General features: G+C 73.0%; 29 protein-coding genes and 1 pseudogene. 21 read left to right on the top strand and 9 right to left on the bottom strand.

Annotated features, from left to right (window positions below):
* Nucleotides 1–34: 34 nt before the first annotated feature.
* The 3 genes from purU to ELX43_RS14810 are packed head-to-tail and all read right to left on the bottom strand — an operon-like array spanning nt 35 to nt 2,273.
* Nucleotides 35–904, bottom strand: a complete 870-nt coding sequence (gene purU / locus ELX43_RS14820; RefSeq protein ID WP_127784088.1) for a formyltetrahydrofolate deformylase — start codon at nt 902–904, stop codon at nt 35–37.
* Nucleotides 901–1,791: a class I SAM-dependent methyltransferase gene (locus tag ELX43_RS14815; protein WP_241249119.1), complete on the bottom strand. Its 891-nt coding sequence runs from the start codon at nt 1,789–1,791 to the stop codon at nt 901–903. Before ELX43_RS14815 ends, purU begins: the two co-directional genes overlap by 4 nt.
* Complete coding sequence (locus ELX43_RS14810) at nt 1,773–2,273, bottom strand: DUF2505 domain-containing protein (protein WP_127784087.1); 501 nt, start codon at nt 2,271–2,273, stop codon at nt 1,773–1,775. Before ELX43_RS14810 ends, ELX43_RS14815 begins: the two co-directional genes overlap by 19 nt.
* A 25-nt stretch (nt 2,274–2,298) precedes the next feature.
* Between ELX43_RS14810 and ELX43_RS14805 the strand changes: the two genes are divergently transcribed.
* Nucleotides 2,299–3,414: a UDP-N-acetylmuramate dehydrogenase gene (locus tag ELX43_RS14805; protein WP_241249117.1), complete on the top strand. Its 1,116-nt coding sequence runs from the start codon at nt 2,299–2,301 to the stop codon at nt 3,412–3,414.
* Between the two features lie 43 nt (nt 3,415–3,457).
* A complete protein-coding gene (locus ELX43_RS14800; protein ID WP_241249102.1) occupies nt 3,458–4,636 on the top strand; it encodes an Ig-like domain-containing protein in 1,179 nt (392 codons plus the stop codon).
* Nucleotides 4,637–4,672: 36 nt separating this feature from the next.
* Here the strand turns inward: ELX43_RS14800 and ELX43_RS14795 are convergent, their stop codons facing one another.
* Nucleotides 4,673–5,461, bottom strand: coding sequence for an SDR family oxidoreductase (locus tag ELX43_RS14795; protein WP_127784085.1), 789 nt, complete (start codon nt 5,459–5,461; stop codon nt 4,673–4,675).
* Between the two features lie 73 nt (nt 5,462–5,534).
* Here ELX43_RS14795 and ELX43_RS14790 point away from each other — a divergent pair, with 73 nt between their 5' ends.
* The 7 genes from ELX43_RS14790 to ELX43_RS14760 all read left to right on the top strand — a co-directional run bounded on the left by ELX43_RS14790 (nt 5,535) and on the right by ELX43_RS14760 (nt 12,129).
* Complete coding sequence (locus ELX43_RS14790; RefSeq protein WP_127784084.1) at nt 5,535–5,723, top strand: hypothetical protein; 189 nt, start codon at nt 5,535–5,537, stop codon at nt 5,721–5,723.
* Entirely contained in the window at nt 5,720–7,045 is a 1,326-nt protein-coding gene (gene mshA / locus ELX43_RS14785) for a D-inositol-3-phosphate glycosyltransferase (protein WP_127784083.1), read from the top strand. The genes ELX43_RS14790 and mshA overlap by 4 nt, the downstream gene beginning before the upstream one ends.
* Nucleotides 7,042–7,593, top strand: coding sequence for a YbjN domain-containing protein (locus tag ELX43_RS14780; protein ID WP_127784082.1), 552 nt, complete (start codon nt 7,042–7,044; stop codon nt 7,591–7,593). The genes mshA and ELX43_RS14780 overlap by 4 nt, the downstream gene beginning before the upstream one ends.
* 34 nt (nt 7,594–7,627) lie before the next feature.
* Nucleotides 7,628–9,232: an AMP-binding protein gene (locus ELX43_RS14775; RefSeq protein ID WP_127784081.1), complete on the top strand. Its 1,605-nt coding sequence runs from the start codon at nt 7,628–7,630 to the stop codon at nt 9,230–9,232.
* Between the two features lie 81 nt (nt 9,233–9,313).
* Nucleotides 9,314–10,075, top strand: coding sequence for a phosphoglyceromutase (locus tag ELX43_RS14770; RefSeq protein WP_127784080.1), 762 nt, complete (start codon nt 9,314–9,316; stop codon nt 10,073–10,075).
* Between the two features lie 135 nt (nt 10,076–10,210).
* A complete protein-coding gene (locus ELX43_RS14765) occupies nt 10,211–11,446 on the top strand; it encodes an ATP-binding protein (RefSeq protein ID WP_127784079.1) in 1,236 nt (411 codons plus the stop codon).
* Nucleotides 11,443–12,129 carry a response regulator transcription factor gene (locus ELX43_RS14760; RefSeq protein ID WP_127784078.1) on the top strand — a complete coding sequence of 229 codons (687 nt, stop codon included), beginning with the start codon at nt 11,443–11,445 and terminating at the stop codon, nt 12,127–12,129. Before ELX43_RS14765 ends, ELX43_RS14760 begins: the two co-directional genes overlap by 4 nt.
* On the opposite strand, the gene ELX43_RS14755 is transcribed toward ELX43_RS14760, so the two are convergent.
* The gene (locus ELX43_RS14755; RefSeq protein WP_127784077.1) at nt 12,126–12,917 is read right to left on the bottom strand and encodes a hypothetical protein; all 792 of its coding nucleotides are present in this window, start codon (nt 12,915–12,917) and stop codon (nt 12,126–12,128) included. The genes ELX43_RS14760 and ELX43_RS14755 overlap by 4 nt on opposite strands.
* Before the next feature lie 34 nt (nt 12,918–12,951).
* On the opposite strand from ELX43_RS14755, the gene ELX43_RS14750 reads away from it, so the two are divergent.
* The 9 genes and pseudogenes from ELX43_RS14750 to ELX43_RS14710 form a co-directional block, all read left to right on the top strand.
* A complete protein-coding gene (locus tag ELX43_RS14750) occupies nt 12,952–13,887 on the top strand; it encodes a Ppx/GppA phosphatase family protein (protein ID WP_127784076.1) in 936 nt (311 codons plus the stop codon).
* Nucleotides 13,884–14,354 (top strand): hypothetical protein, encoded by a 471-nt coding sequence (locus ELX43_RS14745; protein WP_127784075.1) that lies wholly within the window; start codon nt 13,884–13,886, stop codon nt 14,352–14,354. The genes ELX43_RS14750 and ELX43_RS14745 overlap by 4 nt, the downstream gene beginning before the upstream one ends.
* 17 nt (nt 14,355–14,371) lie before the next feature.
* Complete coding sequence (locus tag ELX43_RS14740; protein ID WP_127784074.1) at nt 14,372–15,244, top strand: sugar phosphate isomerase/epimerase; 873 nt, start codon at nt 14,372–14,374, stop codon at nt 15,242–15,244.
* Between the two features lie 67 nt (nt 15,245–15,311).
* Entirely contained in the window at nt 15,312–16,154 is an 843-nt protein-coding gene (locus ELX43_RS14735) for a thioesterase family protein (protein WP_127784073.1), read from the top strand.
* A 31-nt stretch (nt 16,155–16,185) separates the two neighbouring features.
* Complete coding sequence (gene proC / locus ELX43_RS14730) at nt 16,186–16,992, top strand: pyrroline-5-carboxylate reductase (protein WP_127784072.1); 807 nt, start codon at nt 16,186–16,188, stop codon at nt 16,990–16,992.
* 114 nt (nt 16,993–17,106) lie between these two features.
* Nucleotides 17,107–17,376 carry a helix-turn-helix domain-containing protein gene (locus ELX43_RS14725; protein WP_206518029.1) on the top strand — a complete coding sequence of 90 codons (270 nt, stop codon included), beginning with the start codon at nt 17,107–17,109 and terminating at the stop codon, nt 17,374–17,376.
* Between the two features lie 158 nt (nt 17,377–17,534).
* Nucleotides 17,535–17,636: an AURKAIP1/COX24 domain-containing protein gene (locus ELX43_RS14720; RefSeq protein WP_010241351.1), complete on the top strand. Its 102-nt coding sequence runs from the start codon at nt 17,535–17,537 to the stop codon at nt 17,634–17,636.
* Between the two features lie 111 nt (nt 17,637–17,747).
* On the top strand, nt 17,748–18,788 hold the full coding sequence (locus ELX43_RS14715) for an NAD-dependent epimerase/dehydratase family protein (RefSeq protein WP_206518028.1): 1,041 nt from the start codon (nt 17,748–17,750) through the stop codon (nt 18,786–18,788).
* A gap of 92 nt (nt 18,789–18,880) precedes the next feature.
* A pseudogene (locus ELX43_RS14710) lies at nt 18,881–19,717 on the top strand (lysophospholipid acyltransferase family protein); the annotation flags it as partial.
* 33 nt (nt 19,718–19,750) lie between these two features.
* Here the strand turns inward: ELX43_RS14710 and ELX43_RS14705 are convergent.
* The 4 genes from ELX43_RS14705 to ELX43_RS14690 form a co-directional block, all read right to left on the bottom strand.
* Nucleotides 19,751–20,749, bottom strand: a complete 999-nt coding sequence (locus tag ELX43_RS14705; protein ID WP_127784070.1) for an HAD-IB family hydrolase — start codon at nt 20,747–20,749, stop codon at nt 19,751–19,753.
* A gap of 210 nt (nt 20,750–20,959) precedes the next feature.
* Nucleotides 20,960–21,142 carry a hypothetical protein gene (locus tag ELX43_RS14700; RefSeq protein WP_127784069.1) on the bottom strand — a complete coding sequence of 61 codons (183 nt, stop codon included), beginning with the start codon at nt 21,140–21,142 and terminating at the stop codon, nt 20,960–20,962.
* 260 nt (nt 21,143–21,402) lie between these two features.
* Nucleotides 21,403–22,233, bottom strand: coding sequence for a sigma-70 family RNA polymerase sigma factor (locus ELX43_RS14695; protein WP_127784068.1), 831 nt, complete (start codon nt 22,231–22,233; stop codon nt 21,403–21,405).
* Nucleotides 22,230–22,439 carry a hypothetical protein gene (locus ELX43_RS14690; RefSeq protein ID WP_127784067.1) on the bottom strand — a complete coding sequence of 70 codons (210 nt, stop codon included), beginning with the start codon at nt 22,437–22,439 and terminating at the stop codon, nt 22,230–22,232. Before ELX43_RS14690 ends, ELX43_RS14695 begins: the two co-directional genes overlap by 4 nt.
* Nucleotides 22,440–22,601: 162 nt before the next feature.
* On the opposite strand from ELX43_RS14690, the gene ELX43_RS14685 reads away from it, so the two are divergent.
* The 3 genes from ELX43_RS14685 to ELX43_RS14675 all read left to right on the top strand — a co-directional run bounded on the left by ELX43_RS14685 (nt 22,602) and on the right by ELX43_RS14675 (nt 25,388).
* Nucleotides 22,602–22,880 carry a glutaredoxin family protein gene (locus tag ELX43_RS14685; protein ID WP_127784066.1) on the top strand — a complete coding sequence of 93 codons (279 nt, stop codon included), beginning with the start codon at nt 22,602–22,604 and terminating at the stop codon, nt 22,878–22,880.
* 60 nt (nt 22,881–22,940) lie between these two features.
* A complete protein-coding gene (locus tag ELX43_RS14680) occupies nt 22,941–24,527 on the top strand; it encodes a molybdopterin-dependent oxidoreductase (protein ID WP_127784065.1) in 1,587 nt (528 codons plus the stop codon).
* Nucleotides 24,528–24,704: 177 nt separating this feature from the next.
* The gene (locus tag ELX43_RS14675) at nt 24,705–25,388 is read left to right on the top strand and encodes a fasciclin domain-containing protein (protein WP_127784064.1); all 684 of its coding nucleotides are present in this window, start codon (nt 24,705–24,707) and stop codon (nt 25,386–25,388) included.
* Nucleotides 25,389–25,759: the final 371 nt, after the last annotated feature.

The following is a 25,759-nucleotide window of genomic DNA, read 5'->3' as shown; positions in this document are numbered from 1 at the left end:
TGCTAGCTGACCACGGTGCTAGCTGAACACGGTGCTAGCTGAACACGACCGTCTTGCTGCCGTGCACCAGCACCCGGTCCTCCAGGTGCCAGCGCAGCCCGCGGGACAGCACCAGCTTCTCGATGTCGCGGCCCTGCCGAACCATGTCGGCGACGTCGTCGGCGTGGCTCACCCGGATCACGTCCTGCTCGACGATGGGCCCGGCGTCCAGCTCGGCGGTGACGTAGTGGCAGGTGGCCCCGATGAGCTTCACCCCGCGGGTGAACGCCTGGTGGTAGGGCCGCGCCCCGACGAAGGAGGGCAGGAAGCTGTGGTGGATGTTCAGTGCCCGTCCCGCCCAGTGCTCGCACAGCGCGGGCGGCAGCACCTGCATGAAGCGGGCCAGCACGATGGCGTGCGGGGAGAACGAGTCCACCAGCTGCTGCACGTGCTCGAACGCCGGACCGCGCTCGGCCGGGTCCCGCGGGAAGGGCACGTGGACGAAGTCCACCCCGTGCGCCTCGGCCACCGGAGCCAGGTCCGGGTGGTTGCCGATCACCAGGGGGACGGTGGCCTGCAGCTCGCCGCCGCGGATGCGTCCCAGCAGGTCGTGCAGGCAGTGCGCCTCCTTGCTCACCAGCAGCACCACCCGCTTGACCTCGGCGCTGTCGGCCAGGGTCCACTCCGCCTCCGGGCCCAGCTCGCCGGCGACCACGGCGAAGCGCTCCCGCAGCTCCTGCACGGTCCAGGGGATGGAGGAGGCCCGCACCACCTGGCGGGTGAAGAACCAGCCGGAGTCGGCGTCGGCGTGGTAGGCGGCCTCCATGATGGAGCCGCCGGCCTCGGCCAGGAACGTGGAGATGCGCGCCACGATGCCGGTCCGGTCGGGGCACCCGAGGGTGAGCACGTAGCGGCGTTCAGTCATGACGCCATTGTCCCAGTGGCCCGTGCCGGCCGGTGCGGGGGAGCGGTTGTGAGGACGCGGCGGACCCCGGCCGGTGCACCACCAGCGAGGGTGGGCGCCACCGCGGCCCACGGCACGGTGAGCACGCAGTCACGCTGGCGGCCGGGGTGGGCCCGTACCGGCACGCCCTCGGCGCGCAGCAGCTCCAGCGTGCGGCGCCACCGCACCCGCGGGCCGAACACCGCGTGCGGGGCGGCGTGCGCCCAGCAGCGGTCGGCCGCGGTGAGCAGCCGGTGCACCGGCTCGCCGGTGACGTTGCGGTGGATCAGCGCCTTGGGCAGCCGGGGTGCGATCTCCGACGGGGTGGCCAGGTCGAACGGGTCCCACGCCAGGGTGAGCGTCTGCGGACCCCCTGCGGACAGGGTGACCCAGGCGCAGCGGCGCCCGAGCTCGTCGCAGGTGCCCTCCACCACCAGCCCGCCCGGGGCCAGCCCGGCGCACATCCGCCGCCAGGCCGCCGCCACGTCCGTCTCGTCGTACTGACGGAGCACGTTGAAGCTGCGCACCAGCGACGGCCGGAGACCGGCCAGCTCGAAGCCGCCACGGCGGAACTGCACCCACGGGGTGGCCGCGGCCTGGGCAGCCGCCACGCGTGCCGGATCGATCTCCAGGCCCACCACGCGCACGTCCGGGCGCACGGTGCGCAGCCGCGCCGCCAGCTCCACCGTGGTCACCGGGCTGGCCCCGTAACCCAGGTCCACCACCAGCGGGCCGCCGGCCAGCGCGTCCCGCACCTCGGGGGCGTGGGTGATCCATCGATCGCTGCGGCGCAACCGGTTGATGCCGGTGGTGCCGCGGGTGACGTGACCGTGCGCTGGTTCCGGACGCCCTACCGCTGCGCGAGCCACGCGACGGTGAAGCGCTGCTCGATGACCAGCAGCTCGGCGATGTTCTCCGCGATGATCTTCTCGATCTTGGCGCCCACCAGCGGGACGGCGACCTTGGCGGTGCCGGTGGTGCGGCTGGTGGTCGAGGCGTCGTCGCCGCTGAGCGCGTGGGCGCCGTCCAGGGTGACGGGGGTGCCGGGCACGCTGGCCCGGAAGCTGCCGGAGGCCGAGAAGCCGTCCAGCGAGCCCCACCGCTCGATGCGCTGCACCAGCAGGTCCCCGGACCGCAGCTTGCGCACCACGCTGGGCAGGTGCTCGGCCGGGATGGACTGGGTGAGGCGAACCTCCACACCGCCGTCGACACGCTCCACCGAGTCCAGCGAGGCTGCGGGGCCGCCGACCGCCTCCACCCGCGCGCGCCAGTACGCCTCGTCCAGCAGCACCGTGTGCAGCAGCTGCGGACTCCGGTCGTAGGTGGCGGCGTGCTCGATGCGGCGTGACATACCCGGCACGCTACCGTTCGGAGTCGTGCTCGATCCCAAGCTGCTCCGTCAGGTCGAGGCCGCCGGCGCCCAGGCCCAGCATGACGTGCCGTTCGCCACCATGACCACGCTGCGTTGCGGTGGGCCGGCACACACCGTGCTGCACTGCACCACCACCGACGCCGTGGTCGCCGCCGTGCGCGCCCTCGACGACGCCGGGGAGCCGCTGCTGGTGCTGGGCGGAGGGTCCAACCTCGTCGTCGCCGACGCCGGTTTCGCCGGCACCGTGGTGCGGGTGGCCACCGACGAGGTGCGCAGCTGTGGCACGGCCGCGGCCGACCCCGCAGGTTCCGGGTCCGAGACCGTGACCGTGCACGTCGCCGCCGGCACCCCGTGGGACGCCGTGGTGGCCAAGACGGTCGCCGACGGGCTGGGCGGGCTGGAGTGCCTGTCCGGCATCCCCGGCAGGGCCGGCGCCACCCCGGTGCAGAACGTCGGCGCCTACGGCGTGGAGATCTCCTCGGTGCTGCAGCGGGTGCAGCTGCTGCAGCGGACCGACGGCCAGGTGCGCTGGGTGGAGCCCGCCGAGCTGGCGCTGGGCTACCGCACCAGTGCCCTCAAGCACACCGACCACGCCGTGGTCCTGGCGGTGGAGCTGGCGCTGCGAGCCGACGGCGCCAGCGCTGCGCTGACCTACCGCGAGCTCACCGCCGCCCTCGACACCGAGCCGGGTGCCCGGCTGCCCGCCGCCCAGGTGCGCGACGCCGTGCTGGGGCTGCGCCGCGGCAAGGGCATGGTCAGCGATGCTGGCGACCACGACTCCTGGAGCGCCGGCTCCTTCTTCACCAACCCGGTGCTCGACGAGCAGCAGCTGGCGCAGGTGCTGGCCCGCACCGGCCCGGACGTGCCGCGCTACCCGGGTGCGGCCGGCACCAAGCTCTCCGCCGGCTGGTTGATCGAGCACGCCGGCTTCCACCGCGGCTACCCCGACGCCGACGCGCCCGCCCGGCTGTCCACCAAGCACACCCTGGCGCTGACCAACCGCGGCCACGCCAGCACCGCCGACCTGCTGGCCCTCGCCCGGGTGGTCCGCGACGGGGTGCGGCACGCCTTCGGCGTGGAGCTCGAGCCCGAGCCTGTGCTGGTGGGCTGCCGGCTCTGAGCAGGCACGGAGGTATCGTCGCCGCATGTCAGGAAGCGTCTGCGTGACCTCTTGGTGGCGCAGGCTTCCCGCGCTCGCCATGCTGCTGGTGGTGCTCACCGGGTGCACCGCCGCACCCCTGCCGGGCACCGGCCCGGCCGACGGCCCCGCCCCCAGCAGTGCTGCCGTGACGGTCCCGGTGACCCAGGCCCCGGCCGCCGGTGCCCAGGACGTGCTGCCGACCACACCGGTGTCGGTCTCGGTGCTCGACGGCACCCTGCACGAGGTGGTGCTCAGCAGCTCCACCGGCGCCACCGTGTCCGGGGTGCTCGACCCGGCCGGCCGTACCTGGACCGCCGGCGAGGCGCTCGGCTACGGCAACACCTACACCTGGTCCGGCACGGCCAGCGACCCCGCGGGCCACACCTCGGCGATCACCGGCTCCTTCCGCACCCTGGCCCCGCGGGACACCACCAGCGCCCAGATCAACATCGGTGACGACGCGGTGGTGGGCATCGCCGCCCCGATCGTCGTCCAGTTCAGCGACCCGGTCGCCGACAAGGCGACCGCCGAGCGCGGCCTATCGGTGCGCACCAGCGTGCCCACCGAGGGTTCCTGGGCGTGGCTGCCGGACACCGCCGAGGGCTCGCGCGCGCACTGGCGCCCCAAGGCCTACTTCACCCCCGGCACCGTGGTGGACGTGGGAGTCACCCTCTACGGGGTGGACCTCGGCGGCGGCAGCTACGGCAGCTCCGACCTCACCTCGCACTTCACCATCGGCCGCAGCCAGGTGGTCAAGGCCGACGCCGCCAGCCACCGCCTGGTGGTGCTGCGCGAGGGCGCGGTGCTGTTCGACTTCCCGGTCAGCTACGGCAAGGGCGACCTGCCCCGCAACGTCACCCGCAGCGGTGTGCACGTGGTCACCGAGAAGCTGGCCGACGTGCTGATGACCAACATCCCCGCCGGCTACCAGAACGTGCGCGAGAAGTGGGCGGTGCGGATCAGCAACAACGGCGAGTTCATCCACGCCAACCCCAACACCGTGGGTGTGCAGGGCGCGGCCAACGTGTCCAACGGCTGCATCAACGAGTCGCTCGCCGACGCGGAGAAGTACTTCCACTCCGCCATGTTCGGCGACCCGGTGGAGGTCACCAACACCTCGATCCCGCTCTCCGCCGCCGACGGCGACATCTACGACTGGGCACTGACCTGGCCGCAGTGGCAGCAGCTGTCGGCGCTCTAGCCTGCGCAGCTCAGCTGCGGTGCTGGTCTGCGCAGCTCAGCTGCGGTGCACCCGCATGGACGACGCCTGCTCCCGCGGCCGGATGACCACCTGGTCGAGGTCCACGTGCGCCGGCCGGGTGGCCACGAAGCCGATGACCTCGGCCACGTCCTCGGCCGTCAGCGGGGTGAGGCCGGCGTAGACGGCGGCCGCCCGCTCCTCGTCACCCTTGAAGCGCACCCGCGAGAAGTCCGTCTCCACCAGGCCCGGGCAGATCTCGGTGAACCGCACCGGCTGGCCCAGCAGCTCGCCGCGCAGTGTGCGGTGGGCCACCGCCTGGGCGTGCTTGGCCGAGGTGTAGCCCGAGCCGTTGTCGTAGGTCTCCAGCGCCGCCGTGGAGGTCACCGTCACCACCAGGCCGTCGCCGGAGGCGACCAGCGCGGGCAGCAGCGCCTTGGTCATCCGCACCGTGCCCAGCACGTTGGTCTCCCACATCCAGCGCCAGTCGTTCAGGTCGGCCTCGGCCAGCGGGGCCAGGCCCTTGGCGCCACCGGCGTTGTTCACCAGCACGCTCACCGGGCCGGCAGCGGCGACGAAGGCGTCCACCGACTCCTGGTCGGTCACGTCCAGGGCGAGCGCGGTGCCGTCGATCTCGGCGGCGATGGCTTGGCAGCGCTCGACGCGACGAGCGCCCAGCACCACGTGGTAGCCGGCGGCGGCCAGCACCCGGGCGGTGGCCGCCCCGATCCCGGAGCTGGCGCCGGTGACCACCGCGGTGCGCCGGCCGGACGGCGGGCGGGAGGGGGCGTCGCCGTGGTCGGACGGGCTGCTGGGCTCAGTGCTCATGGGCCGAATCTAGGCCGCCGGGGACAGCGACGGGCAGCCCCCCGGCGCCGGGCGCGACGCCTACCCTGTGCGGATGCACTCTGCGGACGCGGTGAGCGCGGACGAGACGCGGCTGGCCTACCGGCACGCCGGGGACCCCACCAGCCCCGCCGTGGTGCTGCTGCACGGCAGCGACGACGCAGTGGTGGACCCCGTGGGTGACGCAGGGCGCAGCCCCTCGGCGTCGCCCCTGCGGGGCGCGGAAGGCAAGATGGTCGGGTGACCAGCGACCAGGCCCTTCCCCGTCGGGTCGCCGTGCTGTCCGTGCACACCTCTCCGCTGGAGCAGCCCGGCACCGGTGACGCCGGCGGGATGAACGTCTACGTCCTGCAGACCGCGCTGCGGATGGCGCGCCGGGGCGTGGAGGTGGAGATCTTCACCCGGGCCACGTCCTCGGCGGCCCCGCCCGTGGTGCAGGCCGCCCCCGGCGTGCTGGTGCGCAACGTCGTCGCCGGCCCCTTCTCGGGGCTGGACAAGGACGAGCTGCCTGCGCAGCTGTGCGCCTTCACCGCCGGGGTGCTGCGCGCCGAGGCGCGCCACGACGCCGGCTACTACGACCTGGTGCACTCCCACTACTGGCTCTCCGGGCAGGTGGGCTGGCTCGCCAGGGATCGCTGGGGGGTGCCGCTGGTGCACACCGCGCACACCCTGGCCAAGGTGAAGAACGCCGCGCTGGCCACCGGCGACGCCCCCGAGCCCAAGGTGCGCCTCATCGGCGAGCAGCAGGTGGTGGCCGAGGCCGACCGGCTGGTGGCCAACACCTCCGCCGAGGCCAGCCAGCTCATCGACCTCTACGACGCCGACCCCGCCCGGGTGGACACCATCGCCCCGGGCGCGGACCTGCAGCGCTTCCGGGTGGGCGACCGGGCCGCCGCCCGGGCCGCCCTCGGCATCGCCGGCGACGAGGTGGTGCTCAGCTTCGTGGGCCGCATCCAGCCGCTGAAGGCGCCGGACGTGCTGCTGCGAGCGGTGGCCGAGCTACTGCGTCGCGACCCCCGTCGCCGCCTGCGCGCGCTGGTGGTGGGCGGGCCCTCCGGCAGCGGGCTGGAGCAGCCGGAGTCACTGGTGGGCCTGGCCGCCGAGCTGGGGATCACCAGCTCGGTCACCTTCCTGCCCCCGCAGCCGCCCGAGCAGCTGGCCGACGTCTACCGCGCCTCCGACGTGGTGGCGGTGCCCTCGCACTCGGAGTCCTTCGGCCTGGTGGCGCTGGAGGCGCAGGCCTGTGGCACCCCGGTGGTGGCCGCCGACGTCGGCGGGCTGGGGGTGGCGGTGCGCGACGGAGTCACCGGGCTGCTCGTGCCCACCCACCGCACCCAGGACTGGGCGGACGCCCTCGCCCAGGTGGTCGACCACCCCGCTCGCCGGCAGGCCCTGGCCACGGCAGCCCCCGAGCACGCCGCGCAGTTCTCCTGGGACCGCACGGCCGACGCCCTGTTGGACACCTACGCGAAGGCGAGGGCCATGATGCCGCCGCTGCCCAGCGCCCCGGTGCGCTCCGCCCCCCGCAGCCTGCGGGCCCGCCGGGTCAGCGGGGTGCGCGCATGAGCGAGACCACCACCTCCGACGGCACCACGGCCGGCCGGTCCGGTCCGGCGCGCACCGCGGAGGTCATCGAGACCACGCTGATCGACCGGGAGCTGGACTACACCCGGCAGAGCCCGGAGCTGTTCCTGGTGGTGCTGCCGGGGGAGGCCCGGCTGCAGACCACCTGCATGCTCACCATCGGCAACCACGGCCTGCGGGTCGAGGCGTTCGTCTGCCGCCACCCCGACGAGAACCGGGAGGGCGTGCACGAGTTCCTGCTGCGCCGCAACCGGCACCTCTTCGGGGTGCACTACACGATCGACAAGGCCGGCGACATCTACCTGGTGGGCCAGGTGGCCAGGGAGAACGTCACCTCCGACGAGCTCGACCGCGTCCTGGGGCAGGTGCTCGAGGCCGCCGACGGTGACTTCAACACCCTGCTCGAGCTCGGCTTCGCCACCTCCATCCGGCGGGAGTGGGCGTGGCGGGTCTCCCGCGGGGAGTCGCTGCGCAACCTGCAGGCCTTCACCCACCTCATCGACGAAGCGGACAAACCACCACTCCCGTAATGTGATGTGCACCACCATCACCTTGAGGAGTGCGATGAGCTTCCACAGCCCCTTCCCCGACGTCGAGATCCCCGACACCAGCCTGTTCGACTTCCTGTTCGGGAAGGTTGCCGAGGACGAGGCGCTGGCGGCGCGGCCGGCGCTGGTGGACGGCACCAGCGGTGCGGTCACCACCTACGGCCAGCTCGTGGGGCAGGTCAACGCCCTCGCCGGCGGCCTCGCCCAGCGGGGCTTCCACCAGGGCGACGTGGCCGGGTTGCTGTGCCCCAACGTCCCCGCCTTCGCCACCGTGTTCCACGGCATCCTGCGCGCGGGGGGCACGGCCACCACCATTAACTCCCTCTACACCGCCGGCGAGATCGCCAGCCAGCTCAGCGACGCCAAGGCGAAGTACCTGTTCACCATCTCCCTGTTCCTGCCGCAGGCCGACGACGCCGCCGCCACGGTGGGCATCGCCCCGGAGAACGTGGTCCTCATCGACGGCTCCCCGGACGTGCACCCCGACCGCACCTCGCTGCGGGAGCTGCTGAGCACCGGGGCACCGCCGCCGCAGGTCGAGCTCGACCCCGCCACCCACGTCGCGGTGCTGCCCTACTCCTCGGGCACCACCGGCCGGGCCAAGGGCGTGATGCTCAGCCACCGCAACCTGGTGGCCAACGTCGAGCAGAGCGGCTCGATGATCCGCCTCACCTCCGACGACAAGGTCCTGGCGGTGCTGCCGTTCTTCCACATCTACGGCATGAGCGTGCTGATGAACTCGAGCCTGGCGCGCGGCGCCACGGTGGTCACCCTCCCGCGGTTCGACCTGGCCGACTTCCTGCGGGTGATCGCCGAGCAGCAGTGCACCTACGTCTTCATCGCCCCTCCGGTGGCGGTGGCGCTGGCCAAGCACCCGATGGTCGAGGAGCACGACACCTCCTCCATCAAGGTGGTGTTCTCCGGCGCGGCCCCGCTGGACGCCGAGCTGGGCCACAAGGTGGCCGAGCGGCTGGGCTGCGAGGTGCGCCAGGGCTACGGCATGAGCGAGATGAGCCCGGTCAGCCACTCCATGCCCGACGACCGCGACGACGTCCCGCTCGGCACCGTGGGACTGACGCTGCCCAACATGGAGTGCAAGATCGTGGACGCCGACGGCACGGAGATCGAGGTGCCCGCCGAGGGGACCAGCGCGCCGGGCGAGCTGTGGTGCAAGGGGCCCAACATCATGCTGGGCTACCTGGAGAACCCGGAGGCCACCGCGGTCACCCTGGACGAGGACGGCTTCCTGCACACCGGGGACGTCGCCACCGTCTCCGCCGAGGGCTACGTCACCATCGTCGACCGGGTCAAGGAGCTCATCAAGTACAAGGGCTACCAGGTGCCGCCGGCGGAGCTGGAGGCGCTGCTGCTCACCCACGACAAGATCGCCGACGCGGCCTGCATCGGGGTGACCGACGCCGAGGGCGAGGAGGTGCCCAAGGCCTTCGTGGTGCGCCAGCCCGGGGCGGAGCTCAGCGCCGAGGAGGTGATGGACTTCGTGGCCAGCAAGGTCGCCCCGTACAAGAAGGTGCGCCAGGTGGAGTTCCTGGAGGCCATCCCGAAGTCGGCGGCGGGCAAGATCCTGCGCAAGGACCTGCGCGCCAAGCAGGCCGCGGTCTGAGGCACCGGCCCCCGCTTCGGCTCGGCGCAGGCCCACCGGTCCACGGATCGGTGGGCCCGCGCCGTCTGTCAAGATGTGGGCATGAGCGCGCCAGCGAGTACCGGAACCCTTGTCCTGCTACGCCACGGTGAGAGCACGTGGAACGCCTCCGGGCAGTTCACCGGCTGGGTGGACGTCCCGCTCACCGACAAGGGCCGCGCGGAGGCCGTGCGTGGCGGGGAGCTGCTCACCGAGCACGACCTGCTGCCCGACGTGCTGCACACCTCGCTGCTGCGGCGTGCCATCACCACCGCCGCGCTGGCGCTGGACACGGCCGACCGGCACTGGATCCCGGTGCGCCGGGACTGGCGCCTGAACGAGCGCCACTACGGCGCCCTGCAGGGCAAGAACAAGCAGGAGACCAAGGACGAGTTCGGCGAGGAGCAGTTCATGCTCTGGCGCCGCAGCTACGACACCCCTCCGCCGCCCATCGCCGCGGGCAGCGAGTACAGCCAGGACACCGACCCGCGCTACGCCGACATCGACGGCGGCCCGCTGACGGAGTGCCTGGCCGACGTCGTCGCCCGGCTGCTGCCCTACTGGGAGTCGGCCATCGTGCCGGACCTGCGGGCGGGCAGGACGGTGCTCGTCGCCGCGCACGGCAACTCCCTGCGTGCGCTGGTCAAGCACCTGGACGGGATCTCCGACGACGACATCGCCGGGCTGAACATCCCCACCGGCATCCCGCTGCGCTACGACCTCGACGCCGACCTCAAGCCGGTGGTGCCGGGCGGGGAGTACCTCGACCCCGAGGCGGCCGCCGCGGGTGCGGCGGCAGTGGCCAACCAGGGCAAGGCCGGCTAGCACCGAGCACTGGTTGACGGTCGGTCGAACAGCAGGTGAACAGTGCGTGCACGTACGCCATCAAGGCCCTGGACAGGGACCTGTGGTGACTCTGGGTGGTGCTGAGCGCTCCTCGCCGGAACGTACGATCCGCCTGTGACCGTGCTCAGTGCCGTGCTGCTCGCGGTCGGTGCCGCCGTGCTGGGCGGGCTGCTCGGCGTGCTGGTGATGCTGGGCCTGCGCCGGCAGGAGCAGCGCCGGGTGGCCGCGGCGGGGATCACCGTCCGCGAGGTGCTCCAGCAGGTGTTCGAGTCCTCGCTCACCGGCATCGCCGTCGTCGACCACTTCGGTGACGTGCTGCTGCACAACCCGCGGGCCGAGCAGCTCGGGGTGGTGGTCAACCGCCGCCTCGAGCCCTCCGTCGCCGCGGCCGCCCGCACGGTGCTCGAGCACGGCCGCACCACCGAGCTCGACCTCTCCTGGCCGGAGACGCACCTGCGCCGCACCCCGATGACGGTGCACCTGCGCGAGCGCCTGCTCACCGACTCCGGTCGCCGGTTCGTGGTGATCGACGCCAACGACGAGAGCGAGCAGGTGCGCCTGGAGGCCGCCCGCCGCGACTTCGTGGCCAACGTCAGCCACGAGCTCAAGACGCCGGTGGGAGCGATGGCGCTGCAGGCGGAGGCGCTGCTGGAGTCGGCCGATGACCCCGAGGCGGTCCGGCACTTCGGCGGCCGGCTGCACCACGAGGCCCGTCGGCTGGGCGCGCTGGTCACCGAGCTGATCGAGCTGTCCCGGCTCCAGGGTGCGGAGCGGCTGCCGGGCCTGGAGATCGTCGACGTCGACGCGCTGGTCGCTGAGGTGCTCGAGCGCACCCGCCTGAGCGCGGAGGCGGCCGGCATCGAGGTGACCGCCGACGCGCCCCGGGGGCTGGAGGTCTCGGGTGATCGCCGGCTGCTGCTCACCGCGCTGACCAACCTGGTGGAGAACGCCATCTCCTACTCCCCGCCGGGACGAGCGGTCTCGGTGAGCCGTGCCCTGCGCGAGGGGCGCGTGGAGGTGAGCGTCACCGACCGCGGCGTGGGCATCCCGCCGGACCTGCACGAGCGGGTGTTCGAGCGGTTCTTCCGGGTGGACCCGGGCCGCTCGCGGGCCACCGGCGGCACCGGGCTGGGCCTGGCCATCGTCAAGCACGTGGCCGCCAACCACAACGGCGACGTGCGGTTGTGGAGCCGGCCGGGCACCGGGTCGACGTTCACCCTGCGCCTGCCCGCGCGCGTGGAGGACGACGGACCCGCTCCTGGCGCGCACAGTGGACCAGACCAGGAGGCTCCGGCGCGGCCCGCGCCGGAGCCGCACAGGGACGACGCACCGGGACAGGAGCCGCAGTGACCAGGGTGCTGATCGTGGAGGACGAGGAGTCGCTGGCCGAGCCGCTGGCCTTCCTGCTCCGCAAGGAGGGGTTCGAGGCCGTGGTGACCGGCGACGGCCCGGCCGCGCTGACCGAGTTCGACCGGCACGGCGCCGACATCGTGCTGCTGGACGTGATGCTGCCCGGGATGAGCGGCACCGACGTGTGCAAGCAGCTGCGCCAGCGCTCCAGGGTCCCGGTGATCATGGTGACCGCCAAGGACAGCGAGATCGACAAGGTGGTCGGGCTGGAGATCGGCGCCGACGACTACGTGACCAAGCCCTACTCCGCCCGCGAGCTGATCGCGCGCATCCGCGCGGTGCTGCGCCGCGGCACCGAGCCCGAGCCGGAGCCACTGGGCGAGCCGGTGCTGCGGGCCGGGCCGGTGCGGATGGACGTCGACCGGCACACCGTGCACGTGGGGGAGCAGGAGGTGTCGCTGCCGCTCAAGGAGTTCGACCTGCTGGAGTACCTGCTGCGCAACGCCGGCCGCGTGCTGACCCGCGGGCAGCTGATCGAGCGGGTGTGGGGCGCGGACTACGTGGGCGACACCAAGACCCTGGACGTCCACGTCAAGCGGCTGCGCGCCAAGATCGAGCCCGACCCCGCCCACCCGGTGCACCTGCTCACCGTGCGCGGGCTGGGCTACAAGCTGCAGTCCTAGCCGGTGCGGGGCGGCCGGTCCTGGGCCGTGCTGGTGGCCGGGTGCACCGCCACCAGCCCGAGCCCGGCGCGGCGGCGGCAGAGGTCGGCCAGCACGTCGTACACGCTCGCGCCCAGCAGCCCGATCAGCTCCAGCCGGTAGGACTGCCACACCGCCTCGGTGCCGACGTGGGCGTCGGGGGAGCTGGTGCACCACCAGTGCAGGTCGGCCCCACCCTCGCCCCAGCCGCGCCGGTCGTACTCCCCGACGGTGGTCTGCAGCACCTGGGCACCGTCGGCCAGCGTCACCCACTCCTCGGTCCGGCGGATCGGCAGCTGCCAGCAGACGTCGGGCTTGGTCTCCATGGGCGGGCGGCCCTGGCGCAGCGCCAGCTGGTGCAGCGCGCACCCGGGGCCACCGGCGAATCCGGGTCGGTTGAGGAACACACACGCGCCGTCGGTGCGGCGGGTGCGCAGCGCCGGCTCGTCGTCGAGGTCGTCATCCTCCAGGTAGCCCTGCGGCCCCAGGCCCTCGCGGTGCAGCTGCCAGTCCTGCTCGGTCAGCTCGGCCACCGCTGCGGCGAGCCGGTCGCGGTCGTCGGCGTCGCTGAGGAACGCGCCGTGCGAGCAGCAGCCGTCGTCGGGCCGCCCCGCCACCGTGCCCTGGCAGGCGGGGGTGCCGAACACGCAGGTCCAGGACGACAACAGCCAGGTCAGGTCAGCCCGAACCTGGTGCTCGGGATCGTCCGGATCGGTGAGCTCCACCCACTCCCGGGGGAAGCCCGAGGCCACTTCAGCACTGGCGGTCACAGCACCCGACGGTAGACCGGCTACCGTGTGGCCCGTGCGATTAGGGGTGCTGGACGTCGGCTCGAACACTGTGCACCTTCAGGTGGTGGATGCCCATCGTGGCGCCCATCCCACGCCGATGAGCTCGACCAAGACGAACTTGCGGCTCATCGAGTACCTGGACAGCTCCGGGCACATCTCCCGCGACGGCGTCGACCGGCTCTGCGCGGCCGTCAGCGAGTCCGCGGCCGTGGCCGAGACCTCGCGCTGCGAGGAGATGATGGCCTTCGCCACCTCCGCCGTGCGCGACGCGGGCAACAGCATCGAGGTGCTGGACGCCGTCCGGGACCGCACCGGGGTGTCGCTGCAGGTCCTGTCCGGACCGGACGAGGCGCGGCTGACCTTCCTCGCCGTGCGCCGCTGGTGCGGCTGGAGCGCCGGGCGCATCCTCGGCCTGGACATCGGCGGCGGGTCGCTGGAGCTGGCGCTGGGCATCGACGAGGTGCCCGACCTGGCGCTGTCGCTGCCGCTGGGTGCCGGGCGGCTCACCGTGGACCACCTGCGACAGGACCCGCCCACGCGGGCCGAGGTGGAGTCGCTGCGCGAGTGGCTGGACTCCGAGCTGCGCAGCACCGCCAAGGAGCTCAACGACCAGGGCCGTCCCGACAAGGCGGTGGCCACCTCCAAGACGTTCCGCTCGCTGGCCCGCCTCACCGGAGCCGCCCCGTCGGCAGCCGGGCCGCGGGTCCGCCGGGTGCTCACCGCGGAGGGCCTGCACCAGCTGGTCCCGCTGATCACCCGGATGTCCGGCGCCGACCTCGCCGAGGTCGACGGCGTGAGCCGCTCCCGGTCCTACCAGCTGGTGGCCGGGGCGCTGGTGGCCGAGGCGGCCATGCGGGCGCTGCAGCTCGAGGAGCTGGAGATCTGCCCCTGGGCGCTGCGCGAGGGCATGGTGCTGCGTCGACTGGACCGGGCTGAGAACGGGCTGTGACGCGCGCCGGGGGGACGCACGAGCAGGAGCCGACGTCGGCGGTGACGGTCGCCGAGCTCCTGGCTCGCAACGGCCGTGCCCCGGTCGCGCCAGGCGGACGCCGCCGTCGCCCCGACCCAGCGCCGGACCCTGCTGCTGAACCCGCAACCACCGCCGAGCCGGCCGCTGCTGCTGTGCCCACCACCCCTGCGCCCACCACCCCTGCGCCCACCACCGGTGCCGCGAAGGTGTGCGCCGAGCTGGCGCTGGCCGTGCTGGCGGGGGTGCTGGCGTGGCTGGTGTTCCGCTGGCTGTGGCAGACCTGGCCGCTCGCGGCGGTTGGTCTTGCCGCCGTGGCCACCACCGGTACCGTTCTGGTTGTCCGGCTCGGTCATCGGGGGGAAGATCTCATGAGCACGCCGCTGTCGATCGTGGTGGGTCTCGTGGTGACCATGAGCCCCGCCCTGGTGACGCTGGCCGGCGGATGACGACAGGTGACTGGCAGATGACTTCCGAGAGCAGCTGGTCCGCGCCGCAGCGGCCCATCCCCATCGCGCTGTCCACGGCCTCGGTCTACCCCGAGTCGGTGGAGAGCGGCTTCGAGCTGGCCGCCGACCTGGGCTACGACGGCGTCGAGCTGATGGTGTGGACCGACCCGGTCAGCCAGGACCCCGCCGCGGTGGGCCGGCTGATCCGTCGGTACGGCGTGCCGGTCCTGGCCGTGCACGCTCCCTGTCTGCTCATCACCCAGCGGGTGTGGGGCTCCGACCCGGTGGCGCGGCTGGACCGGGCGGTGGACACCGCGGCCGTGCTGGGTGCCAGCACCGTGGTGGTGCACCCGCCGTTCCGCTGGCAGCGCCGCTACGCCGACGGCTTCGCCGACCAGGTCGCCGAGCTCGAGGAGCGCAGCGACCTCGTGGTGGCGGTGGAGAACATGTTCCCGCTGCGCACCGACCGCTTCTTCGGTGCCGGTGCCTCCGGTGCCGAGCGGCTGGCTCGCCGCGGGGGCGGGCCGGGCCCGTCCATCTCCGCGTTCTCGCCGTCCATCGACCCCACCGAGGTGGGGTACCCGCACTACACCCTGGACCTCTCGCACACCGCGACGGCGGGCACCGACGCCGTGGCCATGGCCACCAGGATGGGCTCGCGGCTGGCGCACCTGCACCTGGCCGACGGGGACGGCGCCGCCGTGGACCAGCACCTGGTGCCGGGCTACGGCAGCCAGCCGTGCGCCCACGTCTGCGAGACGCTGGCCGCCACCGGGTTCGACGGTGTGGCCGTGCTGGAGATCAACTCCCAGTCCGCCCGCACCCGGCGCGACCGGGCCGCGATGCTCGCCGAGGCGCTCGCCTTCGCGCGCCGCCACCTCAAGCGCTGACTCCGGGGCTCAGCCTCACTGCGGCCCACGACGCCGGTGGCGCGGGCGGCAGTGATAGGGATGGGGCATGAACGCACCGTTTCGCGCCGCCCTCGAGCTGACGGCCGACCCCAGCGACAACCCTGACGTGCAGCTGTTCCACGCCCAGCTCGGCGAGCTCTGGACGATCGGACCCAAGGCCCACGGCGGCCTGCTGCTCGCCCTGTGCGCCCACGCCGCCGAGCAGGCGCTGGGCGTGGCCGGGGTGGAGCCGCTGGCGGTGTCCGCGAGCTTCCTCAGCCCGCCCGACCCCGGTGCGGTGCAGCTGCGGGCCGTGGTGACCAAGCGCGGCCGCACCGTGTCGCTGGTGGAGGTGCAGCTGCGCCAGGGGGCGCGCACCGCGGTGCAGGTGGTGGTGACCCTGGGCCCGGCCGAGACCGGCGCCGGTCCGTTCGAGCGGGCGCACCCGCTGCAGGAGCTGCCGGTGGATCCGCCGTCGGACACCATCGACGTCCGCGCCCACCCGATGGGCGACATCGTGAACGTGTCCAAGGCCTGCGAGATGCGGGTGGACCCGACGACCGCCGCGTACCTGCGCGGCGAGGTGGCCAGCGACCCGGTGATCCGGCTCTGGGTGCGCCCCACCGGCGAGGACCCGGACGCGTTGTTCGCGCTGATGGCCGGCGACGTCGCGCCGCCGGTCACCCTCAACCTGGGCCGGCAGGGCTGGGCACCCACCGTCCAGCTCACCGCGCTGCTGCGCGCGCAGCCCGCGCCCGGCTGGCTGCGGGTGGAGATGAGCACCAGCGTGGTGGGCGGCACCTGGTTCGACGGCGACGCGGTGGTGATCGACTCCAAGGGAACGATGGTCTGCCAGGCCCGCCAGCTGGCGATGGCGCCAGCTCCCGCTGCGCCGCTGCCAGGCCGCTGACGCACCACCCGCGCATGACACCATGGCAGCCATGACGAGGGTTGCGGTGCTGGGTGCGGGAACGATCGGTGAGGCCCTGCTGGCCGGGCTGCTGCGGGCGGGTCGTGCTCCCGACGACCTGGTGTTCACCGAGCGCTACGCCGAGCGGGCTGCCGAGCTCGAGGCGCGCCACGGCGTGCGGGCCGTCACGCCGATCGAGGCCGCTGCGCACGCCGACGTGCTGTTCGTCGCGGTCAAGCCGCAGGACGTGGACGCCCTGCTGGGCGAGCTGGCCGGGATCGACCCCACCACCCTCGTGGTGTCGCTGTGCGCCGGGCTGCCCACCACCACCTTCGAGGGGCAGCTGCCTGCCGGCACCCCGGTGGTGCGGGTGATGCCCAACGCCCCGATGGTGGTCGGCCAGGCGATGAGCGCGCTGTCGCCGGGCCGGGCCGCCACCGAGGCGCACCTGGACCTCGCCGAGGAGCTGATGAGCGCGGTGGGCCGGGTGGTGCGAGTGCCGGAGAGCCAGCAGGACGCGGTCACCGCGCTGTCGGGCTCCGGGCCGGCGTACTTCTACCTCGTGGTGGAGGCGCTCGTCGACGCGGGCGTCATGCTCGGGCTGAGCCGGGCGGTGGCCACCGAGCTGGCCACCCAGTCGGCCCTGGGCGCGAGCACCGTGCTGCGCGAGACCGGCACCCACCCGGTGCTGCTGCGCGAGGGCGTCTCCTCCCCGGGAGGCACCACCGCTGCCGGAGTCCGCGCACTGGAGGACCATGGGGTGCGAGCTGCGATGTACGCGGCGGTCGAGGCGGCACGCGACCGCTCCGTGCAGCTCGGCGCACCCTCGAAGTCCTGACCACACTCATCCCACAAACCCCAGCCGTCCCGCTAGGCTCGGACAAGCACGTGCGTGTCCCGTTCCGTCGGAGGGGAAGCCCGACGGCGCGACACGTGCCGGAAGTCGGTAACCATGTCTGCAGAACGATCCGGCCCCGAAGGTGTGGGCCCTTCTCGAAGCACGAGCCCGATCGGGGGTTCCGGCGACGGGCCCGCCGCGCTGGCCGACACCCAGTTCCTCACCGTGGCCGAGGTGGCCAAGGTGATGCGGGTGTCCAAGATGACCGTGTACCGCCTGGTGCACAGCGGCGAGCTGCCCGCCGTGCGGGTGGGTCGGTCCTTCCGGGTGCGCGCCGCAGCAGTTCACGCCTACCTGGAGACGTCCTACTTCGACGCGGGCTGACCGTGCCGGCAGGGACCCGAGCGGATACCGTGGTCAGGCGAAGCGCCAGGGCCTAGTAAGGTGTTGCGCAGTTGGTGCTGTGTTGGCGCCTGAGCTCAACCGCCCGTGCACCTGACAGGCTCGAACGAACTACCTACAGACGGCGAGGACATACCCACATGGGTTCAGTGATCAAGAAGCGACGCAAGCGGATGTCGAAGAAGAAGCACCGCAAGCTGCTGCGCAAGACCCGTGTGCAGCGCCGCAAGCTCGGCAAGTAGCCCTACGCGACTTCGCGTGCGGCGCAGCCCGTCACCCCGTGCAGTGCTGGTCGCCCAGCACCCCGCACCTCCGGTGGCGGGCTGTCTTGCGCCTCCGGCCGGAGTGCGGGGGTGAGCGCGCCGGCCGAGCCGCCCCGCGTGGTGCTGGTCACCGGCGGCAGCGGTTTTCTCGCGTCCCAGCTGGCCACCCGGCTCGCCCACCGCGAGTCGGTGCAGCGCGTCATCGCGGTGGACGCGGTGCGCCCACACCGGCGGTCCCTGGGCCGCAGCGAGTTCCACCAGGCCGACCTGGGTGACCACGCGCTGGTCACGCTGCTCGAGCAGGCCGAGGTGGACACCGTGGTGCACGCCGGGGTGCACAAGGGCCCGCAGCGCCCCGGCTACGAGCGCAGCGGCGCCCGCCTGGACGTGCTGGGCACCCTGCAGCTGCTCGCGGCCTGCCAGCACGCACCGCGGGTGCGCCGGCTGGTGGTGGTGTCCTCCGCCGCCGTCTACGGCGCCGGGCCGCGCGATCCCGCTCTGTTCGGCGAGGACGAGCCGGCCCACTCCGTGGTCAGCCGCGGTGCCGCCGACGCCGTCGAGGTGGAGAGCTGCGTGCGCACCTTCGCCCGCCGGCGCACCGACGTGGCCGTGAGCGTGCTGCGCCTGGCGGACCTGGTCGGCCCGCAGGTGCGAGGCCCGTTGACGGAGCACCTCACCATGCCCGTGGTGCCCACCCCGCTGGGCTTCGACGCCCGGCTGCAGATGCTGCACTCCGACGACGCCCTGGCGGCGCTGGAGCTGGCCACCGCGGTCGGCGTGCCCGGGGTGTTCAACGTGGCCGCTGACGGGGTGCTGACGCTGTCGCAGGCGGTGCGCCGGGCCGGACGCGTGCCGCTGCCGCTGCCGGTGCCCGCGCTGGCCCCGGTGGGCCGGGTGCTGCGCGGTACCCGACGAGTGAGCTTCTCGGCTGCACAGGTGGCGCTGCTGACCTACGGCCGTGTGCTGGACACCAGCCGGGTGCGGGGGGCTTTGGGCTTCCGTCCGCGGTGGAGCACTGCCGACGCCTACGACAGCTTCCTGCGCGCGCAGGGACTGCGTCCGCTCACCGACCAGCCCGTTGTGCGAACCTTGACCGCGGGAGCAACGACGGTGGGGGGACTGCTGAGATGAGCGCCAAGGTGATTCCGCTGCACCACGACGCGGGGCCCGCGCACGGGGCGGACCGCGACGCCGACGGAGTGGGGAGCGAGCCTGCCGGTGGGTTGGCCGGGCACCTCGCGGGCGTGGCTGCCTTCCTGCGGCGCCGGCTGGACGGGGCCTACCCGGTCGACGAGTTCGGCTTCGACCCCGACCTCAACGACCACGTGCTGGTGCCCGCGCTGCGGCCGCTGTTCGACTCCTGGTTCCGGGTCAGCGTCACCGGGCTGCACAACGTCCCCGACACCGGCAGCGCCTTGGTGGTGGCCAACCACTCCGGGGTCATTCCGCTGGACGCCCTGATGACCGCGGTGGCTCTGCACGACCACCATCCCGCCCACCGCCCGCTGCGGATGCTGGGCGCCGACCTGTTGTTCGAGACGCCGGTGCTGGGCTCGCTGGCCCGCAAGGCCGGGCACACGCTGGCCTGCGCCGCGGACGCACAGCGGCTGCTGGAGACCGGCGAGCTGGCGGCGGTGTGGCCCGAGGGCTTCAAGGGCATCGGCAAGCCCTTTTCCGAGCGCTACCGGCTGCAGCGCTTCGGCCGCGGCGGCTTCGTCGCGTCGGCTCTGCGAGCGGGGGCGCCGATCATCCCCTGCTCGATCGTCGGTGCTGAGGAGATCTACCCCAAGATCGGCGACCTCACGGTGGCGGCCAAGGCGCTGGGGCTGCCCTACTTCCCGGTGACGCCGCTGTTTCCACACCTGGGTGCGCTCGGGCTGTTGCCGCTGCCCACCAAGTGGTACATCGAGTTCGGCGAGCCGATCGACACGGCGTCGATCGGCCCGGCGGCGGCCGAGGACCCGATGATGGTCTTCGACCTGGCCGACCAGGTGCGCGACACCATCCAGCAGACGCTCTACCGGCTGCTCTCCCAGCGGCGCAACGTGTTCCTGGGCTGAGTCGACCTCGGGCCGACGGCCGCTCGGCTGCGCTCAGGCGCCGCGGCGGTGGCTCATCCCGGCCGCCACGGCGCCGGCCACGGCGCCGGCGCCCAGCAGCGAGGGGACGCCGATCTTGGCGGCCTTGCGGCCGGTGCGGAAGTCCCGGATCTGCCAGCCGCGGGCCTTGGCCACCTCGCGGAGGTCCTGGTCGGGGTTGACCGCCACCGCGTTGCCCACCACCGACAGCATGGGCACGTCGTTGTGGCTGTCGGAGTAGGCGGTGCACCGACGCAGGTCCAGGCCCTCGCGGGCGGCCAGGGAGCGCACCGCCTGCGCCTTGGCCGTGCCGTGCAGGATGTCGCCCACCAGGCGACCGGTGAACTTGCCGCCCTCGCTCTCGGCCACGGTGCCCAGCGCTCCAGTGAGGCCGAGGCGGCGGGCGATGATCTCGGCCAGCTCGACGGGGGTGGCGGTGACCAGCCAGACCTGTTGGCCGGCGTCCAGGTGCAGCTGTGCCAGCGCCCGAGTTCCGGTCCAGATCTTGTCGGCGATGAGCTCGTCGTAGATCTCCTCGCCGAGGCGGCGGATCTCGGCGGTCTCCCGTCCGGCCACGAACGACAGCGCCTGCTCGCGGCCGCTGGCCACCGAGGCGACGTGCTCCTTGCCGCTGACCCGAAAGCGGACCTGGTGCCAGGCGAAGCCCATCACGTCGCCGGCGGTGAAGTACTTGCGTGCGGCCAGCCCCCGCGCGAAGTGCAGGATGCTGGCGCCGATCACCATGGTGTTGTCGACGTCGAAGAAGGCGGCCGCGGTGAGGTCCCGGGGAACCGGCGGCGGGGGATCGGGGACCGGCGTGTCGGGTGTGTCCTGGCCGGAGCCGAGCTCGAGGCCTGCCGCTGCGTCCGGAGGCTCCGCAGCGCTGACGGCCCGGGCGCGCCTGGCCGCCTTGAGCCCGGCAGTCGCGCTGGCCTCCCCGGCGATGGCCGCACGAATCTGCGCGGGACTGGGAACGGCACGGCCGAACCGTCTGTTCTCTCGAGGCAAGCGCACCTCCCGACTCCCTCTGCTCCGACCACGGGGAACGTCGCCGAGCGAACGTCCGGGCAGTGCTCGGGCGACGAGCGACCGCGTGCACCCACCTTAGCCGTCGCCGCACAGCGCCAGAGGGCCGTGTCAACGAGACCGGCTGAGTGGCGGGAAGGGCGCGCGGGCGGCTGCGGGGGAGGAGCGGCACGGGGCCAGCCCCCCCGCCCGGGGTTGCTAGTGCGAGACCGCGAGCCGGAGCGACTCGCTGGCGGTGCGGTCCGCGCCGGTGCGGTCAGCGGTGCGCAGGGCGGCGAGCAACCGGCGCTGCATGCGGGAGCGGGCGGCACGGGACGGGTCGAGAGCCGGGCCGGCGGCGACCAGCGCGGCCACCACCGTGTCCTCGGACGCAGTCGGCACGAGCCGCAGCTGGTGTTCGTTGAGAATCTCGCGTTCAGGCCACACGCCTGACCTCGCTCCCTCTCGCACGGCTGACGCTTTCCTCGCGTGCTGTGGACCCCACCAAGCAGCCGATCGGGCAACCAGGTAATGGTTCCTCGCACCTTCACAGAGAAAACGAGCGCCCTGTGCAACAGATACGGGGACGGCCGTCACTTTCCGTTGAGCGGGATCACCAGAAGAAAGGTGTTACGAAAGGTAAAAGACACTTTGCCGGTGGGTCAGCGCAAGGTGTCGGGCACGAGCTTGGCCAGCCGGCGCACGGCGCGATGCTGCAGCGCCTTGACCGCGCCCTCGTTGCGACCCATGGCCGCAGCCGTCTCCGAGACCGACATCCCCTGCAGGAACCGCAGGACGATGCACTCGCGCTGGTCGTCGCCGAGCTGGCGCACGCAGTCCAGCAGCTCGGCCACGATGCTCGCCGTGATGACCTCGTCCTCGGGGTCATCGGCGCTGTCGGAGTCCAAGATCTCCGCGGTGCTGAACTCCAGGCGGTGCCGACTCGACTTCATGTAGTCGAGAACGATGTTGCGGGCAATGGTGACGAACCACGCCCCCACGTCCTTGCCCTGATAGGTGATCGAGGCAATTCGGCGGAGGGCGCGGAGAAAGGTCTCGCTGGTGAGGTCCTCGGCCAGGGTGCGGTCGTTCACCCGGAACAGCACGTAGCGGAACACGATGTCGACGTAGCGGTCGTAGAGCTGGCCAAAAGCATCGGTGTCACCGGCCTGGGCGGCTCGCACCAGCTCCCAGGTGGCGAGGACCTGCTCCTCCTCCTCGGGCGTGCGCTCCGGGCGGGCGCCGAGCAGCGGGGCGGTGGTGGTCCGCCGGTCGATGTCCGCCAGCACTCCCGCGGTGGCAGCCACGTCGGGGGCCGCTTGCGGCACCAGCACCAGAGGCAGATCGAGAACCGTTGGGGCCGCGACGATCTCCACCGCCACAGCTGCGACGGACTCGTCGGGCGGGGACACGAAGCGCAGGTCAGCCCCCGGCTCGCCGGTGTCCTCGCCGTGCGTGGACGTGACCGCGAGCGACGCTGCTGTGCTGCTCATGCGGACAGGCCACCCTGCACGTCGACCGTGTCGGTGACCCGTCCTGCCCGAGTGCTGCTGCCGAGTGAGGACACCTGCTCCACCTGCTCCCCTGTCTGCAACGGTCCGTCGCTGCCACCGACGTGCACCTTGTCCGCGCCGCGGTCTCCCGCGACCGATCCAACGGGCGTGGGCAGAATCATAGCGGTGATGTCCATCGCCTTCATCCGCCCGTCACGATCAGGTGGTACAAGACGCCTCCCTGGGACACCGGTGGTGGCTCTTCCGCGGCTGCAGCCCGGGGCTCGCCCTGCGGTTCGCGGCGTGTTCACTGGATGGCGTCAGGACGCGACGGTGGGGCCGCCTCGGGCGGCAGGAGAAGGTGGCTGATGGTGCGAGTGGAGCTGCTCACGCGGCAGGGGTGCTCGGCGTGCACCACGGCGGCCGAGGAGCTGGCGGCGGTGTGCGCCGACTTCGGGCTGCCGTGGAGCGCGGTGGACGTCGACGAGGCGGCGACAACCCAGCCCGAGCTGCGCGCCGAGTACGGAGACCGGCTGCCGGTGGTGCTGCTGGACGGGCGTGAGCACAGCTATTTCGACGTGGACGAGCCCCGGCTGCGCCGCGACCTCGCGGCGGCCACCGGGCACCCGGAGGCCGGCGCGCCCTAGCCCCGGCCCGCCTGACCTGCGGCGCTGAACCGGGTGAGCGTCCCAGTGCGAACCCGCAGCATGACCTCACCCGCGCCCACCTCAGCTGGGCCGAGCACGCCTGGCCGCTCGCCGTCCGTGCGCCCCCGTCGCCCGGCCCTCGTCGCCGCCGTGGCCGCCGTCGCTGGCGTGCTGGCGGTGGTGGCGGCGCTCGCCGTCGCCCACCTGTTCGCCGGGCTCGTCGACCCGGAGTCCTCTCCCTACCTCGCGGTGGGCAACGCGGCGATCGACCGCACGCCGGAGTGGGCCAAGTCCTTCGCGATCGAGCAGTTCGGCAGCAACGACAAGAAGGCCCTGCTCGTCGGCATGGGGATCGTGCTGCTGCTGGTGGGCGCGGTCGCCGGCCTGCTCACCCGGGTGCGGGTGGCGGCCGGGGTGGCCGTGCTGGTCGCGCTCGGGGTGGTCGGCGCGCTGGCCGTGCTCGACCGACCGGACACCGCGCGGGTGGGCGTGCTCTCTGCGCTGGTGGCTGCGGTGGTCGCGGTGTCCGTGCTCCTCACCCTGCTGCGGGCGGCGGCCGCGCCCGCCGTGCGCGAAGACGGCGCGGAGGTGTCCCGGCGCAGCTTCCTGGGCACCTCGGCCGCGGTCGCCGTCGGCGCTGGCGTGGCCGGACTCGGCGGGCAGGCGGTGCTGTCGAAGGTGGACGCGTCGGTGGTGGGGACCCGCGCGGCTGCCCAGCCGCTGCCCCCGCTGCCCGCCGGGGTGGACTTCGTCGCCGACGGCGGCCTGCCCTTCACCACCAGCAACGACACCTTCTACCGGGTGGACACCGCGCTCTCGCCGCCCCAGGTCTCGGCCCGGGACTGGTCGCTGCGCATCCACGGGATGGTCGATCGCGAGATCACGCTCAGCTTCGACGAGCTGGTCAGCCGGCCGCTGGAGGAGCGGCGCGTGACGCTCACCTGCGTGTCCAACGAGGTGGGTGGGGACCTGGTGGGGTCGGCCGCCTGGGTCGGGGTGTCGCTGCGCGACCTGCTGCTGGAGGCCGGGGTGCAGGCCGGCGCCGACCAGCTGCTGTCCACCGCCATCGGTGGGTACTCGGCGGGCACCCCGCTGGCCACGGTCCTCGAGCCCGACCGTGGGGCGATGCTCGCCGTGAACATGAACGGCCAGCCGCTGCCGGTGGAGCACGGCTTCCCGGTGCGGATGCTGGTGCCGGGTGTGTACGGCTACGCCTCGGCCACCAAGTGGATCACCGACATCGAGCTGACCACCTTCGCCCAGAAGAAGGCCTACTGGGTTCCGCGGGGCTACGCCGAGCGGGCACCGATCAAGCTGCAGTCGCAGATCACCAGCCCCGGCGGGTTCGAGCAGGTCCCGGCGGGCCGGGTCACCGTCACCGGCACCGCCTGGCGGCAGGGGGTGGGCATCCGCTCCGTCGAGGTGCGCCTGGACGACGGCCCCTGGCTGCCGGCCCGGCTGGGCACCGAGGTGGGCAGGGACACCTGGCGCATGTGGCGGATCGACCTGCCTGACGTGGGGGCCGGCAGCCACACCGTCACCTGCCGGGCCACCGATGCCGAGGGCAACCTGCAGGTGCAGGAGCGGGCGGCCACCCTCCCCGACGGGGCCTCGGGGTGGCACAGCGCGCTGTTCACCGTGGCGTGAGCGGCAGGTCGCCCAGGGCGGACGGTGGGACGGCCCTGCACTGTCCACTCTGGACTGACCGCGAAGTCCGTTACCCAACTGTGATGCCACCGGATCGAACCGGAGTGACTGCGAGGCACGAAGACCTGATCAGACGGCCCGGAAAGACCGGGCTCGCACGAACCAGGAGGACATGACATGAGAAAGACTCAGCGACTCGCAGCTGTCGGTGCGCTCGCGGCACTCACCCTGTCCATCGCCGCCTGCAGCAACTCGGAGGAGGCCTCCACCGAGACCACCTCCGCGGCGCCCACCACCTCGGCGGCGGCCTCCAGCTCGGGGGCACCGTCCTCGGCGGCTGCAGCCGCCTCCAGCAGCGGGGTCACCACGGTTGCCGACATCTTCGGACCCGCGTGCTCCAGCGTGCCGAAGACCGGTCCGGGCTCGCCCGAGGGCATGGTCAACCAGCCGGTCGCCACCGCGGCCTCGGCCAACCCGCTGTTCTCCACCCTGGTCACCGCCGTCAAGGCGGCCGGGCTGGTGGACACCCTGAACAAGCCGGACGCCGCCTACACCGTGTTCGCGCCCACCGACGCAGCGTTCGCGGCGCTGCCGGCGGGCACCCTGGACACCCTGTTGAAGGACCCGAAGGGTGATCTCACCAAGATCCTGACCTACCACGTCGTGCCCCAGCGCTACGACGCCGCCGGCCTGGTCAAGGCGGGCTCGGTCAAGTCCGTCGAGGGTGAGTCGGTCACCATCACCGGCACCGCGCAGGCGCCGCTGATCAACCGGGTGCCGGTCGCCTGCGGCAACATCCCCACCGCCAACGCCACGGTCTTCGCCATCGGCCAGGTGCTGATGCCGCCGGCCATGAAGTGAGCTGAGCCTCCCCGGCTCAACGAACGAGCGCACACCACGGGCGCCCCGGCCATCGCCGGGGCGCCCGTCGGCGTCCGCTCCGCCGACGGCGAGGTGACCTCGGTCGCACCGAACGCGGTCGGGTGGCGCGGCGAACCGGCAGGGAAAGGGCGGAAACGTCCCAGACCAGGCGCAGAACCGGGTGTGGGCAGCAGGGCGGCGGCGAGTGCGGCGCAGGTCACGGGCGCTGCAGCACACACCGCCACGACTTTGTGCAGGCGTTCACAAGCGGTTACCGTGGGTTCTGAGACCCCCTCAGCCCCCCGGGCGGAGCTGCGTCCCGACCGGCGCACCCGTGTGCCCACGTCCTGCTTTCGCCCAGCCCACCCGTG

Source organism: Rhodococcus sp. X156 (genome assembly GCF_004006015.1).
In the GTDB taxonomy this organism is placed as follows: Bacteria; Actinomycetota; Actinomycetes; order Mycobacteriales; family Mycobacteriaceae; genus X156.
This window is presented reverse-complemented; position numbering and strand designations above follow the sequence as displayed.